Origin of the sequence: Actinoplanes sp. NPDC026623 (assembly GCF_040638275.1) — a bacterium.
In the GTDB taxonomy this organism is placed as follows: Bacteria; Actinomycetota; Actinomycetes; order Mycobacteriales; family Micromonosporaceae; genus Actinoplanes.
The window spans coordinates 1-12753 of the sequence record NZ_JBEZXZ010000238.1; the positions used below are offsets into that span (position 1 = coordinate 1).

16 protein-coding genes are annotated in these 12753 nt (G+C 72.9%); 11 read left to right on the forward strand and 5 right to left on the reverse strand.

Annotation, left to right across the window (positions count from 1 at the left end):
- The 7 genes from AB0F10_RS39685 to AB0F10_RS39715 all read left to right on the forward strand — a co-directional run.
- A partial coding sequence (locus tag AB0F10_RS39685; RefSeq protein WP_360637844.1) for a DUF881 domain-containing protein occupies positions 1–1228 on the forward strand: 1228 nt, incomplete at its 5' end.
- Between the two features lie 28 nt (positions 1229–1256).
- On the forward strand, positions 1257–1637 hold the full coding sequence (gcvH, locus tag AB0F10_RS39690; RefSeq protein ID WP_360637847.1) for a glycine cleavage system protein GcvH: 381 nt from the start codon (positions 1257–1259) through the stop codon (positions 1635–1637).
- 203 nt (positions 1638–1840) lie between these two features.
- On the forward strand, positions 1841–2293 hold the full coding sequence (locus tag AB0F10_RS39695; protein ID WP_184994731.1) for an FHA domain-containing protein: 453 nt from the start codon (positions 1841–1843) through the stop codon (positions 2291–2293).
- A 68-nt stretch (positions 2294–2361) separates the two neighbouring features.
- Entirely contained in the window at positions 2362–3042 is a 681-nt protein-coding gene (locus AB0F10_RS39700) for a MerR family transcriptional regulator (protein ID WP_360637850.1), read from the forward strand.
- A 160-nt stretch (positions 3043–3202) separates the two neighbouring features.
- Positions 3203–3667, forward strand: a complete 465-nt coding sequence (locus AB0F10_RS39705) for a bifunctional nuclease family protein (protein ID WP_360637853.1) — start codon at positions 3203–3205, stop codon at positions 3665–3667.
- Between the two features lie 139 nt (positions 3668–3806).
- Entirely contained in the window at positions 3807–4364 is a 558-nt protein-coding gene (locus AB0F10_RS39710) for a MerR family transcriptional regulator (RefSeq protein WP_360637856.1), read from the forward strand.
- 95 nt (positions 4365–4459) lie between these two features.
- Positions 4460–5194: a DUF4253 domain-containing protein gene (locus tag AB0F10_RS39715; RefSeq protein WP_360637859.1), complete on the forward strand. Its 735-nt coding sequence runs from the start codon at positions 4460–4462 to the stop codon at positions 5192–5194.
- A gap of 6 nt (positions 5195–5200) precedes the next feature.
- Here the strand turns inward: AB0F10_RS39715 and AB0F10_RS39720 are convergent, their stop codons facing one another.
- Together AB0F10_RS39720 and AB0F10_RS39725 are read right to left on the reverse strand one after the other, a co-directional pair.
- Positions 5201–5827 carry a DUF402 domain-containing protein gene (locus AB0F10_RS39720; protein ID WP_360637862.1) on the reverse strand — a complete coding sequence of 209 codons (627 nt, stop codon included), beginning with the start codon at positions 5825–5827 and terminating at the stop codon, positions 5201–5203.
- A 102-nt stretch (positions 5828–5929) separates the two neighbouring features.
- A complete protein-coding gene (locus AB0F10_RS39725) occupies positions 5930–6886 on the reverse strand; it encodes an AraC family transcriptional regulator (protein WP_360637865.1) in 957 nt (318 codons plus the stop codon).
- Between the two features lie 86 nt (positions 6887–6972).
- On the opposite strand from AB0F10_RS39725, the gene AB0F10_RS39730 reads away from it, so the two are divergent.
- The gene (locus tag AB0F10_RS39730) at positions 6973–7446 is read left to right on the forward strand and encodes an anthrone oxygenase family protein (RefSeq protein WP_360637868.1); all 474 of its coding nucleotides are present in this window, start codon (positions 6973–6975) and stop codon (positions 7444–7446) included.
- Positions 7447–7556: 110 nt separating this feature from the next.
- Here AB0F10_RS39730 and AB0F10_RS39735 read toward each other — a convergent pair whose 3' ends face one another.
- Complete coding sequence (locus AB0F10_RS39735) at positions 7557–8420, reverse strand: LysR family transcriptional regulator (RefSeq protein WP_360637871.1); 864 nt, start codon at positions 8418–8420, stop codon at positions 7557–7559.
- Between the two features lie 82 nt (positions 8421–8502).
- Between AB0F10_RS39735 and AB0F10_RS39740 the strand changes: the two genes are divergently transcribed.
- Positions 8503–9396, forward strand: coding sequence for an EamA family transporter (locus AB0F10_RS39740; RefSeq protein WP_360637874.1), 894 nt, complete (start codon positions 8503–8505; stop codon positions 9394–9396).
- A gap of 26 nt (positions 9397–9422) precedes the next feature.
- Here AB0F10_RS39740 and AB0F10_RS39745 read toward each other — a convergent pair whose 3' ends face one another.
- Entirely contained in the window at positions 9423–10229 is an 807-nt protein-coding gene (locus AB0F10_RS39745) for a DUF6745 domain-containing protein (RefSeq protein WP_360637877.1), read from the reverse strand.
- Positions 10230–10311: 82 nt separating this feature from the next.
- Entirely contained in the window at positions 10312–11160 is an 849-nt protein-coding gene (locus AB0F10_RS39750) for a class I SAM-dependent methyltransferase (RefSeq protein ID WP_360637880.1), read from the reverse strand.
- Positions 11161–11207: 47 nt separating this feature from the next.
- On the opposite strand from AB0F10_RS39750, the gene AB0F10_RS39755 reads away from it, so the two are divergent.
- On the forward strand, positions 11208–11771 hold the full coding sequence (locus AB0F10_RS39755) for a helix-turn-helix transcriptional regulator (RefSeq protein ID WP_360637883.1): 564 nt from the start codon (positions 11208–11210) through the stop codon (positions 11769–11771).
- Between the two features lie 41 nt (positions 11772–11812).
- Positions 11813–12753 (forward strand): DUF4037 domain-containing protein (locus tag AB0F10_RS39760; protein ID WP_360637886.1); only part of this gene is annotated, 941 nt, incomplete at its 3' end.

Genomic DNA, 12753 nt, shown 5'->3' on the forward strand with positions numbered 1-12753 from the left:
GGCCGGCCCGGCCGCGGCGGATCCACCCGCCTCGTCGCCGCCGGCTGAGCCGGCCGTGGGGGACGCCGGCGAGCCGGCCGGGGCCTGGCCCGCCGTTACCGGCGATGACGAGGCCACCACGCTCCTGACGCCGCCGGACACCGCTGCCGCGCCGGCCTCGGCGGGGACGCCGCCGGCCGGCGGCGTTGACGAGCCGTCGCCGCGGAGGAGTCCCGACGACGGCGAGACGGTGCGGCTGCAGCCGCCGTTCTTCGCGCCGCGCACCTCCACGCTCCCGCGGACCCCGCCCGCCGCGACCGCACCGGACGCCTGGTTCGCCGAGCCCCAGCGGGCGGAGCGCGCCGCCGCACCGCAGGCGCCGGCGGACGAGTCGCCGGTGGCCGGCGGCACGGACTCCGGGGAGCGGGACGAGCCGGGCGCGCCGCTGGGCATCGCGGGCGAGGACGCGCCGGCGGAGTCACCCGTACCGGTGACCGCCGGGGCTTCCGGGCCGGCGCCGACGGGGGAGCCCGCCCGGGAACGGGAGAAGGAGCGCAAGATCACCTCGGCCGGGGCGCTGATCTGGGTGCTGCTCGCGCTGCTCGGCTACACCCTGGTCGTGCAGTTGCGCAGCAACGACGCCGACGCCGGGCTGGCCACCGCGCGCCAGGAGGATCTGGTCGGCATCCTCAGCGACCTCGAGGCCCGCGACCAGCGCCTGCAGCAGGAGATCAACAACCTCGAGGAGAGCCAGCGGCAGCTGACCTCCGGCGTCGCCGGGCGCCAGGCCGCGCTGACCGAGGCCGGCAAGCGGGCCGACGAACTCGGCCTGCTCTCCGGCACGCTGGCCGCGCACGGGCCCGGGCTGCACATCCAGATCGACCCCCGTGGCCAGCCGGTCAAGGCCTCGCAGATCCTCAACGCCGTGCAGGAACTGCGCGGCGCGGGCGGCGAGGTGATGGAGATCGTCGGTGCCAACGGGGTCGCCGTGCGGATCGTCGCCTCATCGTATTTCGTCGATGCCGCGGGCGGCGACGTGATCGTCGACGGCAAACAGCTCAGCGGTCCTTACACGCTGCGGGTGATCGGGGTGCCGTCGACCATGCAGACGGCGTTGCAGATCCCCGGAGGGGTGGTCGCTTCGGTGAGCCAGGCCGGCGGTAACGTGACCATGGAGCAACGCAGCACGGTCGAGGTGACCGCGGTGCGTCAGCCCACCAGCCTGCAGTACGCGCGCCCGGTCAAATGAGCGGGCGCGCTTGTCAACGGAGGAATGTGTGATTCCTGAGGACCTGCGGTACACGGCCGAACACGAGTGGGTGGCCGGCGACGGCTCCGGGCCCGTGCGGGTGGGCATCACCCACTTCGCGCAGGACGCGCTCGGTGACATCGTGTTCGTGCAGCTGCCCGACGAGGGCACGGCGGTGCGGGCCGGTGACTCACTCGGCGAGATCGAGTCGACGAAGAGCGTCTCCGAGATCTACGCGCCCATCGCGGGCACCGTGATCGCGCGCAACGGCAGCCTCGCCGACGAGCCGGAGCTGATCAATGCCGAGCCGTATGCGGCGGGATGGCTCGTCGAGATCGCCCCGGACGATCCCGCTGCCCTCGATGCTCTGCTGGACGCCGAGGCCTACAAGGCTCTGACCGACAGCTGAATAGCCCGCGCGTCTGGTTGCCCGCCATATAGCTGCTGACTAGGCTCGCGGGGCACATGTAGAACTGTTATTACTTCGAAACCAATAGTCGTGCCGTCCGGACCTCCGGGCAGCGGCGGGGGGCGCTGCGCTCCGGACCCGGGTCCGGTTCGCAAACTCCGCGTCGTCGGGCGGCGACCGAGAAAGATCCGTGAGGTGGTCCGATGACGCGCCCAGACGACGAGTTTCCCCCACTCGACGTCACGTCCACGCTGAACCTCGGTGCGCTCGACGAGGTGCTCGAGGGCCCCGAGACCGACGTGGTACCGAGCCGGATGTCCGGTTCGCTGCCGCCCGGAATGGCGCTGCTGGTCGTGCGCCGCGGCCCCAATGCGGGTGCGCGGTTCCTGCTGGACCATGACGTGACCACGAGTGGGCGCCATCCCGACAGTGACATTTTCCTCGACGACGTGACGGTCTCGCGCCGCCACGCCGAATTCCACCGGGACGGTGGCACCTTCACCGTCCGCGACGTGGGCTCGCTGAACGGCACCTACGTCAACCGGGAGCGGGTCGAGTCCGCCACCCTCGGCAACGGGGACGAGGTCCAGATCGGCAAGTTCCGGCTGGTCTTCATCGCCGGTCCCCGGCCGGAGGGCGAGGGAAGCGGGGCGTGAACCCGTCGGGGGCGGCCGCACACGACCACCAGAGCCCTCGCGCTCAGGGCGGCCGTGAAAGTGCGCTGATGAGCATCGGGGAGGTGCTGGCCCAGCTGCGTACCGAGTTCCCGGACACCACGATCTCCAAGCTCCGGTTCCTGGAGGCGGAGGGGCTGGTGGACCCGCAGCGCACCGCCTCCGGTTACCGCAAGTACTCGTGGAACGACGTGGCCCGGCTGCGGTTCGTCCTGACCGCCCAGCGCGATCAGTACCTGCCGCTCCGGGTCATCCGCGAGCAGCTCGAGGCTCAGGAACGCGGCGATGACCCGCTGACCCACCGGCGGCCGTCGCTGGTGGCGGTCGGCTCGGAGGCCGAGGTGCCGGCGGATTCCGCCGACACCCGGGTGTCCCGGGCCGACCTGGTCGAGCGCACCGGCATCGCCGAGCAGATGCTCTCCGAGCTGGAGCAGATCGGCCTGGTCACGTCGCGGCCGCCGGGCTGGTATGACGGCGACGCCGTGGTGATCGTCGAGGCGGTGGTCGGGCTGGTCCGGCACGGACTCGAGCTGCGTCACCTGCGGTCGTTCCGCACCGGCGCCGACCGCGAGGTCGGGCTATTCGCCCAGCTGCTGACGCCGCTGATGCGCCAGCACGACCCCGCGGCCCGGGCCCGGGCCGCGGAGACCGCGCGTGAGCTGCAGGCACTCTCCCAGCGGCTGCACGCGGCACTGGTGCGGGCCGGACTGCGGGACACCCTCGGCCGCTGAGGTTTCGCCCGGGTGGGCCGGGGAAGCCTGAGACACGGGCAACGCGTGGCGCCGCCCCCCGGGGGTCCGTGTACCGTGCAGGATAGGCGTGAAACAGCCTGATGGTCGCCCTTCGGGCGGCTTAACGGGGCGGGTACGACGTGCGACACGGAGGCGGGCAGTGCGCGAGCTGAGCGTGGTCGGTGTTCGGGTGGAGCTGCCCAGCAACCAGCCGATCGTCCTGCTCAGGGAGGTCGACGGTGATCGTTACCTGCCGATCTGGATCGGCGCGGTGGAGGCGACCGCGATCGCCTACGAGCAGCAGGGTGTGAAGCCGGCCCGGCCGCTGACCCATGATCTGCTCCGGGACGTCCTCGCGGCGCTGCAGGCGCCGCTGAAGGCCGTGGAGATCACGGAGCTCAAGGAGAACGTGTTCTACGCCGACCTGCTCATCGGCGACGACCTGCGGGTCTCCGCGCGGCCGAGCGATTCGATCGCCCTGGCCCTGCGCGTGGGGGCCCCGATCCGCTGCGCCGACCAGGTGCTGACGGAGGCAGGCATCGTCATTCCGGACGAGCAGGAGGACGAGGTCGAGAAGTTCCGCGAGTTCCTCGATCAGGTCCGTCCCGAGGACTTCGCCGGCTAGTTCGTGGCATCGACGATCACCAAGGCCCCGTCGTCCGTACGCGGCGTGTCGCGGCATTACCTCCCTGTTTCGCGGCGCGCTGAGTTATACGCTCGTGAAGTCCAGGTGAAGCGGCACCGCGCAGCGGGGAGGTAGTCGCGTGCACGAGTCAGACTCTGATGAGGGTCCGCTTGTCGGCGAGGACGGCGTTACCGGTTATCGCGGAGTGACGGCTTGTCAGGCGGTCGGTATCAGCTACCGCCAGCTGGACTACTGGGCTCGGACGACCCTTGTCGTGCCCAGCGTCCGGGATGCCACGGGTTCCGGCACTTCTCGGCTCTATTCGTTCCGTGACCTGGTGGTCCTCAAGGTCGTCAAACGCCTGCTGGACGCCGGCGTCTCACTGCAGAACATCCGCCGGGCCATCGAGACGCTGCGCTCGCGCGGCGTCGAGGACCTGGCCGGCATCACGCTGATCTCCGACGGCACCACCGTCTACGAGTGCCGGTCGCCGGAGGAGGTCGTCGATCTGCTCCAGGGCGGCCAGGGCGTGTTCGGCATCGCCATCGGCGGCGCCTTCAAGGAGATCCAGGGCTCGCTGTCGCACCTGCCCGCCGAGCAGGCGTCCGGGCCGCAGCCGGTCGGCACCAACCTGCCGTCCGAGCCCGCCGCCGGCGACGAACTCGCGGCCCGCCGGGCCCGCCGCCGGGCCGGCTGACCACCCCGCCGGCGACCCTCACGGGTGCAATGCCGGCTCCTCCGTGGGGTCTCGCCGGCGTTGACCGGTTGACCGAACTCGATCAACATTGCCGGATGTTCGACACGCCCGCGGCCGAACCGCTGTTCGTCACGCCGTCCGGTGCGGAGATCGCCGGATTCCCGTCCGAGGGCGATGCCGCCCTGCGGTGGTGGGAGCGGCTGCGGCGAACGTATCCGGCGAGCGGACTCTGGCCACTTCTGGTCGAGGCCGGTACCCCCGAATACCTCGCCGACTCGTACACCGATGCCACGGTGGCCGAATCGCTCGCCGAGGCATACCGGCTCGACGGTGCCGCGCTGCTGGCCGAGGACGGCGAGCGGAGACTGCGCGGCTACCCACCGGACCTGGCGGCGACCCTCCGTTCCGAACTGGCCGGGGCGGGGACCTGGCCCGGCGATCCGGAACGGCCGGGATTCGAGCTGCCCTCCAGTTGGGGGCGACCGGAAAGGGTGTTCGTGGCCCTGGTTCCGTTGGCCGAGCCGTGGCTGGTGCCGGTGACCCTGCACTACGGCGGCTGGAACAGGTACCCCGCCCCGGCGGAACACGCCGCGATCATGCGGCACTGGCATCACCGGTACGGTGCCGAGCCGGTCGTCCTGACCGGAACGACCCTCCAGTACGCGGTCGCCCGGCCGCCTGCCACCCGGCCGGAAGCGCTGGCGCTGGCCCTGGCCTGGGAATACCGCCTCTACAACGACGGTGAGTACGACCTCTACCGGGCGGACACCCTCACCGGCCTGGCGGCCGGCCTCCTGGACGCGCCGGTCTGGCGGATGTGGTGGGACTGAGGACGCTCACGGCGTCGCCGGCGTGCTGAGCGCCTGCGGCGGCAGCACCGGGATCGGCCAGTCCGCCCGCACCTGCCAGCGCGACGCGTGCTGCGCGAACGGGCCGCCGCGGGTCTCGAGCAGGGCCACGGCCCGCTCCCTCGCCGGCGACACCCGCCGGTGGTCGGCGTCGGTGATGAGGCCGAGCCGGCGGCCCTGCGCGTACTCGTCCTCGTCCTTCCACGACCACCGCCGCAGATCGGGGTCGGCAACCAGGTCGAGCATCAGGTCGCAGGTGTCGATGCCGATGGCGGTGCGGCGCACGGGCCGCTCGAAGTTGACGTACCAGTGCGAGGCGCCGCTGTCGACCGGTGTGAAGAGGTGAATGCTGAAATCCGGATCGACGCCGAACCAGCTGACCACCGTGTTGTCGCGCCAGACCCACGGACCCAGCTGCCACCGGCCCCGGACCAGATTGGGAATCGCCTGTTTGCGAACGGTGTCGTCGCCCGTGATCAGCCAGTGGATCCAGGTCGTCGGAGCCATGCTCTCGATGCCGGGCCAGCAGGCGAGCCGCAACACGGTGCCGTCGTCGTCGACGACGCGATGCGGCGCAGCCGACCAGACCCTGCCGTTGAATACGTCGCGGCGCACCGCCGTGGCTCCGGGCCGGAACGCTGATGTCCTCGTCTCTGCCGATTCCATTCGGCAATGGTCAGGCACGGCGTCAACCCGACGGTGACTCCGGAGGCCTCCCTAGGACGCGGGCAGCAGACGCGCGGCGTGGCGGTCGCGGTACTCGCGCGGGCTCACGCCGTACTGGCGTTTGAACGCGGAGCTCAGGGCGAACGCCGTGCTGTAACCGACCCGGCGGGCGATCGCCTCCAGGGTCAGGGCGGGATCGGTGAGCAGGTCGGCGGCGAGCGCGAGCCGCCAGCCGGTCAGGAACGCCATGGGCGGTTCGCCGACCGTCTCGGTGAAGCGGCGGGCGAAGGTCGCGCGTGACACGGCCGCCGTGCCGGCGAGGGAGGCGACCGTCCAGGGCCGGCCCGGATCGTCCTGCAGCCGGCGCAGCGCGGGCCCGACGACCGGGTCGCCCTGCGCCGCGTACCAGCCGGGGGCGGCGGCGTCGGGACGCGAGAACCAGGTCCGCAGTACGGCGATGAGCAGCAGGTCGAGCAGCCGGTCCAGGACGGCGTTCTGCCCGGGGTCGTCGCGGACGATCTCGCGGGCCAGCAGCGGGATCAGCGGCGAGTCGAGCTCCTTCTCGGTGACGATGACAAGCGTCGGCAGCGCGCGCAGCAGCCGCCCGCTGACCTCGCCGTCGACGAGGTAGGAGCCGCTGAGCAGGACCGTGTCGCCGGCGATGCTGTTGCCCCAGCTGCGCACGCCGAGGTCGTACTCCTCGGTCAGGCCGCGCCCGTCGGGGGCGTAGCACTGCTGTCCTGGCCGGATGGTCACCGTCACGGGCGTGGTGGCGCTGTCCGCGAGCGTCCAGGGCTCCCGGCCGATCGCGACCACGACGTCGCCGGCGGTCAGCTCCAGCGGCGGTCGTCCGTCGGGCAGCGCCCAGGCCGCGCCGCGCACCACGGCGGTCAGGCTGATCGGGACCTCGTCCGCCAACCGGATCGCCCACGGCGCCGCCATCAGGCAGCGCACCAGGAAGGCGCCGCGGGCGCGGGGACCTTCGAGCAGCGCGGAGAGTCCGTCCACGCCTCGTAGGGTAAACGAGACGGCCGCATATGCCGCCGCGCGTCACGGCGATGGCCCCGCGCCTCGCCCGCGGCGAGGGTTGAGCCATGACCGAAACCGTTCGTACCCCGCTGCTGATCACCGCCATCGTCGCCGCCGGGCTGCAGGCCGGCACCTACTACGTGTGGGCCTGCGGCGTGATGCCCGGCCTGGCCCGGGTCGACGACCACACCTTCGTGACCACGCTGGACCAGGTGAACCAGTCCATCGTCAACCCGGTCTTCATGCTCACCTTCCTGGGCGCGCCGATCCTGGCGGCGGCCGCCGCGATAGCGGGCCCGCCGGCGGCCCGGCCGTGGCTGATCGCCGGTCTGGCGCTGACCGTCGCCACGGTGGCGGTCACCGTCGTCGGCAACGTGCCGCTCAACGACGCGCTCAGCAGGGCGGCCTCGACGACGGACACGGACGTCGCCGCCGCGCGCGCCGCCTTCGAGACCGCCTGGGTGCGGTGGAACGTGCTCCGGACGCTGACCTCGACGGCGGCGCTTGCCGCGCTCGGCTGGGCCGCGCTCCGCGCCTGATCGGCCGCTGTCCATCAGGAAATCGGTGTTCCTGCCGCCTGGAGCCTGGCGCGCATCGGGCGCCGGCGACGAGCCCGCCGATTCTGGCGGGGGACCCATCGGAAAACGCGTCAATGGGCGCCGAGCAGGCGCAGCATCAGGGCCAGCGGGGGCCAGCCGGTCCGGCCGCGCTGCGTCACCGCGTAGCTGCGCAGCAGCACCGGCGTATCGGGCAGGGCCAGCAGCCGTACGCCGGGCAGCATCGGCCCGTCCATCGGCAGCAGCCCGACGCCCAGCCCGGCGACGATGAGGTCCTGCACCAGGTCCAGGCTGTCCGCCCGGTGCACGATCCGCGGCACGAAACCCTCGAGCGACGCGACGGTACGCACCACGTCCTCGTCGGCGGTGTTGCGGGAGTTCACGATCCAGTCGTGGTCCCGGAACCCGGCGAACTCGGTGGCCTCGGCGTCGCGGGGCACGGCGAGTCCCCAGGGCGCCTCCCAGAGCGGTATCGCCGTGAGCGCCGGGTCGAACGCGGCCGGCGCGAGGTTGTAGTCGTAGGTCAGCGCCAGGTCCATCAGGTCGGTCGCCAGCAGTTCGAACGCCTCGAACGGCTCGTGCTCGTGGATCAGCAGGCGTACCCGGGGGTGGGTCCCGGCCAGGGTGGCCGCGATCGGCAGCAGGGAGCGGCGCACCGCCGTGGCGAAGCCCGCGACCCGCAGGTCGCCGGAGGGTTCCGCGGACGGGTCCAGGTCGAGCCGGGCGGCCTCGACCGCGGCCAGGATGGTGACGGCGTGCTCGGCGAGGCGGCGACCGGCGGGGGTGAGCCGGACCCGGCGCCCGTCCGGCTCGATCAGCGGCGTGCCGGCCTCCCGGGCCAGGACGGCGAGCTGCTGGGACACCGTCGAGGTGGTGACGTGCATCTCCTCGGCGACCTCGCGCATCGAGCCGAGCCGGGACAGTTCGAGCAGTAGTCGCAGGCGCCGGGTGTCCATCCGTCGATTATCAAGCAAAGCCGAACGGTAAGTCCAGGATTAGCACGTGGACGTGAACGTTCGGAGCGGCTGTACTGGGTCCATGCGAACAGAGGCACGGACCGGCACGGCGATGGCGCTCGCCTCGATGCTCCTCGTTCAGTTCGGCCTCGCGGTGTCCGTCGGGCTGATCGACCGGGTCGGCACCGAGGGCGCGGCGTGGCTGCGCCTGGCCTGGGCGGGGGTGATCCTGCTGGTGCTCGTCCGGCCGCGGCTGCGCGCGTTCACCCGCCGGACCCTGCTGATCTGCGTCGCCCTCGGCATCGTCACCGCCAGCGTCACCATGCTCTTCATGGCCGCGATCGCGCGGCTGCCGCTCGGCACGGCGAGCGCGCTGGAGTTCCTCGGACCGCTGTCGGTCGCGGTCATCCGGGGGCGGCGCGGCACGAAGGTGTGGCCGGTGCTGGCGGCGGTGGGCGTTGTCCTGCTGACCGAGCCGTGGCACGGCGGGATCGACCTGGTCGGCGTCGGGTACGCGCTGGCGGCCGCGGTGTGCTGGGCGGCCTACATCCTGCTCACCCAGCGGGTCGGCGACGAGGTCTCGGGGCTGCAGGGCCTGGCGGTGTCGATGCCGGTGGCGGGTCTCGTGGCGACGCTGGTGGTGGGCCCGTCGGTGCTGGCCGGCATCACCTGGCAGATGCTGCTGATCGGGATCGGCCTGGCGATCGCGCTGCCGGTGGTGCCGTTCATCCTCGAACTGCTCGCCCTGCGCCGGTTGACGGCGGCCGCGTTCGGCACGCTGATGAGTCTGGAGCCCGCGTTCGCGCTGGTGATCGGGCTGGTGCTGCTCGGCCAGGTGCCCGGCTGGGCGCCGGTGGCGGGCGTCGCCTTCGTGGTGGCCGCCGGCATCGGCGCCGAACGCACCGGCGCCCGGGACGACCACGTCCCGGAGCCGGTGGTCGTGCCTGACGAGGGAACCGTCCTGGCCGGGCGCTGAGCCGGCCCGGCCGATCCCCCGTACGGTCAGGTGTTGCGGTAGGTGATGGCCGGCTGGGCCGGTTGCGGCAGATTGTCGTCGGGCAACGGGATGGGTTCGATCCGGGCGGGGCGCTCGGTCACGACGCAGACCTCCTCGCCCGGCCACCACCAGCCGCAGGAGCGGGCCAGGGTCGCCCAGTCGTCCAGGCGGTTGTTGACCACCGGTCCGTGTTGTGCCAGCCCGAGCCGGCGCAGCACGTCGTAGTGCCCGATCCAGTAGGCGTCCTGCTGTCCCCACCAGGCGACGGGGAAGCGGCCCGGCGCGGCCAGGGTGGCGCGCACCGGAAGGACGATGCTGTCCATGAGGATCGTCCGCAGCGCGCCGCGGACGCCCTGGCGCAGCACCTCGCCGAGCGGGACGCCCGCGTCCAGCGCGTTCGGCGGGGGCAGCACCGGCCAGGGCTTGGCGTCCTTGCCGGGCTGGCGCAGCGGGCCGAGCCGGGGATCGGCGCCCTCGTCGAGGGCGGCCCGCAGCCGCGACCAGCCGGCGGCGATGTCACCGGCCAGCGGCGGGCGGCCCGGTGGTCGCCGGGGCCGCAGCCACCGCTGCAGGTCGTCGTGGGAGGGGACCCCGGCCACCAGCGGCATGGCGTCGCGGGGCGAGCCGACCCAGGCGAACCGTGGCCGGTCCCGGCCGTGCCGCCGGTACAGGCGGGTCAGGGTCTCTTCGGCGGCGTCGCGGTCGGCCGGCTCGGTGGCGAGACCGAAGTCCCGCCACTCCCGCCGGATGTCGACCGCTCGGTGCCAGTAATCGAGGTCGGCGGCGACTCGGCGCCGCGTCGGGGCGGTCAACGCGCGAGGGCGCACGCGCCCTTCAGCTCAGTGATCATCATGGGTGCCATCGTGGCGTGCCGCCGCGCCCCGGGCAACCGAATTACGGGCGCCGGCACAACCAGGTGCTGCGCTCGGCGCGTACGAGCAGGTCACCGCGGTGCAGCAGGCTGCCGGGGCCGTCGCCGTCGAGCAGCAGGCGCAGGGTGGCCTGGTCGTCGGCGCCGATCTGGTCCTCGAGGCCGGATCGCAGGCGGGTCAGCGTCGCCTGCGCGTAGCGGGCGGCGCCGGCCGGGAGCGGGGCGGTCAACTCGATCGTGACGTCCTGCGAGGCCTGCACGGTGAATCCGGCCTTGCGCAGGCGTGGTCCCCAGTCCTCGCCGCGGTGCGGCATCTCCTCGGCGTGCCGGGTGGCCAGGGCGGCGTGCAGCCGGTCCTCGAGGCCGCCGCCGACGTCGTCCGGCAGGAACCGCGGCATGGACGCCATCTCGGCGACGGCGAGATGGCCGCCGGACCGGATCGCGGCGAACACGCAGGCGAGGACCCGGTCGGGGTCGGCCACGTGGTGCAGCGACGCCGAAGCCCACACGAGGTCCACGCCGTCGACGTCCGGCCAGCCCTCGTCGAGGTCCGCCCGCACGGTCCTGATCCGGTCGGCGACGCCGGCCCTCGCGGCGGAATCCCGCAGGCGCTGCAGCATCTCCGGCGACAGGTCCACCGCGATCAACTCGGCCTCGGGGAAGCGCTCGGCCAGGGCGAGCGTCCCGGTCCCGGTCCCGCAGCCGAGGTCGAGGATCCGGCGCGGCGCGCCGCCGGTCAGTTCGTGGACCTGGTCGGTCAGGTCCTTCAGGTACGCGTGCAGCACCTCGGCGTCGAGATCGAGCAGGGCGGGCAGGGCGTCGGTGTCGTGGTGATCGTGGCCGTGGCCGTGGCCGTGGTGGTGATTTCCCATGAGCCGACGATAGCCGCGGATTGCGTCGATGACATACAGTCTTGCGTATGACGCAAGACGGGGAGCTCGACGCCATCGTCCGCCAGCGGATCCGCGGCCTGCGCGCGGCCCGGGGCTGGTCCCTCGACGACCTGGCCTCCCGCTGCTATCTGAGCCCGTCGACGCTCAGCCGGATCGAGACCGGGCACCGCCGGATCGCCCTGGACCAGCTGGCGCCGATCGCCCGGGCCCTGGGCACCACCCTCGACCACCTGGTCGAGTCCGTCGACGACGATGACGTGGTGATCAGGCCGCACCGCGACGAGGCGCGGGGCAGGACGACCTGGCTGCTGTCGCGCGAGTCCGGGCCGGGCGGCGTTGCCGTCGCGAAGATCCGGGTCACCAGGCCGGCCCCGGCCGACCTGCGCGTGCACCCCGGCCGGGACTGGTTCACGGTGCTGTCCGGCACCGTGATGCTGCGGCTGGGGGAGCGGACCATCCTGGTCGGGACCGGCGAGGCGGCCGAGTTCTCCACGATGGTCCCGCACTCCTTCGGCGCGCACGACGGCCCGGCGGAAATGCTCTGCATCCTCGACCACGATGGCCGGCGCACCCACCTGCACGCGGATTGACATTGGTTTACCGAAGATCGAACGGTGTGCTTCCGTTGGGCATGTCCTCGACAACGGATCGGTCGCCGTCCTTCCTTCCCGGACTGCGGCTGTGCCGGGATTTCTATGTGGAGGCGGTGCGCCCGCTGCTGGACCGGGGGTTTCCCGGCCTGCCGCACGCCGCCGCGCGGGTGGGCGCGGGCTCGGAGGTGCTCGGCTTCGACTCCGAGCGCTCCGCCGACCACGACTGGGGCCCGCGGCTGGAGCTGTTCCTGACCGCCGAGGACGCCGCCCGGCACGGCTCGGCACTGTCGGCGCTGCTCGCCGACCGGCTGCCGAAGCAGATCCACGGCCGGCCGACCAACTTCGAGCCCGCCGGCGCCCGGGTGCGGGTCATGACCGCCACGACCGGGCCGGTCGCCCACCGGGTGCACATCACCGACGTGGCGACCTGGTCGGCCGAGCTGCTGGGCTTCGACGCCCGCCGCGGCGTGACCGACCTGGACTGGCTGGCCACCCCCGCCCAGCTGCTGGGCGAGGCCACCGGCGGCGAGGTCTTCCACGACGACACCGGCGAGCTGACCGGCCTGCGGGCCCGGCTGCGCTGGTACCCCGACGACGTGTGGCGCCACCTGCTGGCCGCCCAGTGGACCCGCGTCGCCCAGGAGGAGGCGTTCGTCGGGCGAACCGCGGAGGCCGGCGACGAGCTCGGCAGCCGCCTGATCGCCGCCCGGCTGGCCCGGGACGTCATGCGGCTGTGCCTGCTGCTCGGCCGCCGCTACCCGCCGTACGGCAAGTGGCTCGGCACCGCGTTCGCCCGGCTGCCCGGCACCGCCGGGATCGGCGCGGCCCTGGGCGAGGCCCTGGACGCCCGCGACCCGGCGCGCCGGCAGGCGGCGCTGTGCGACGCCTACGAGGGCGCCGGCCGGTGGCAGAACCGGCTCGGCATCGCGGGCGCCGTCGACCCCACGCGCCGGCCGTTCCACGACCGGCCCTACCCGGT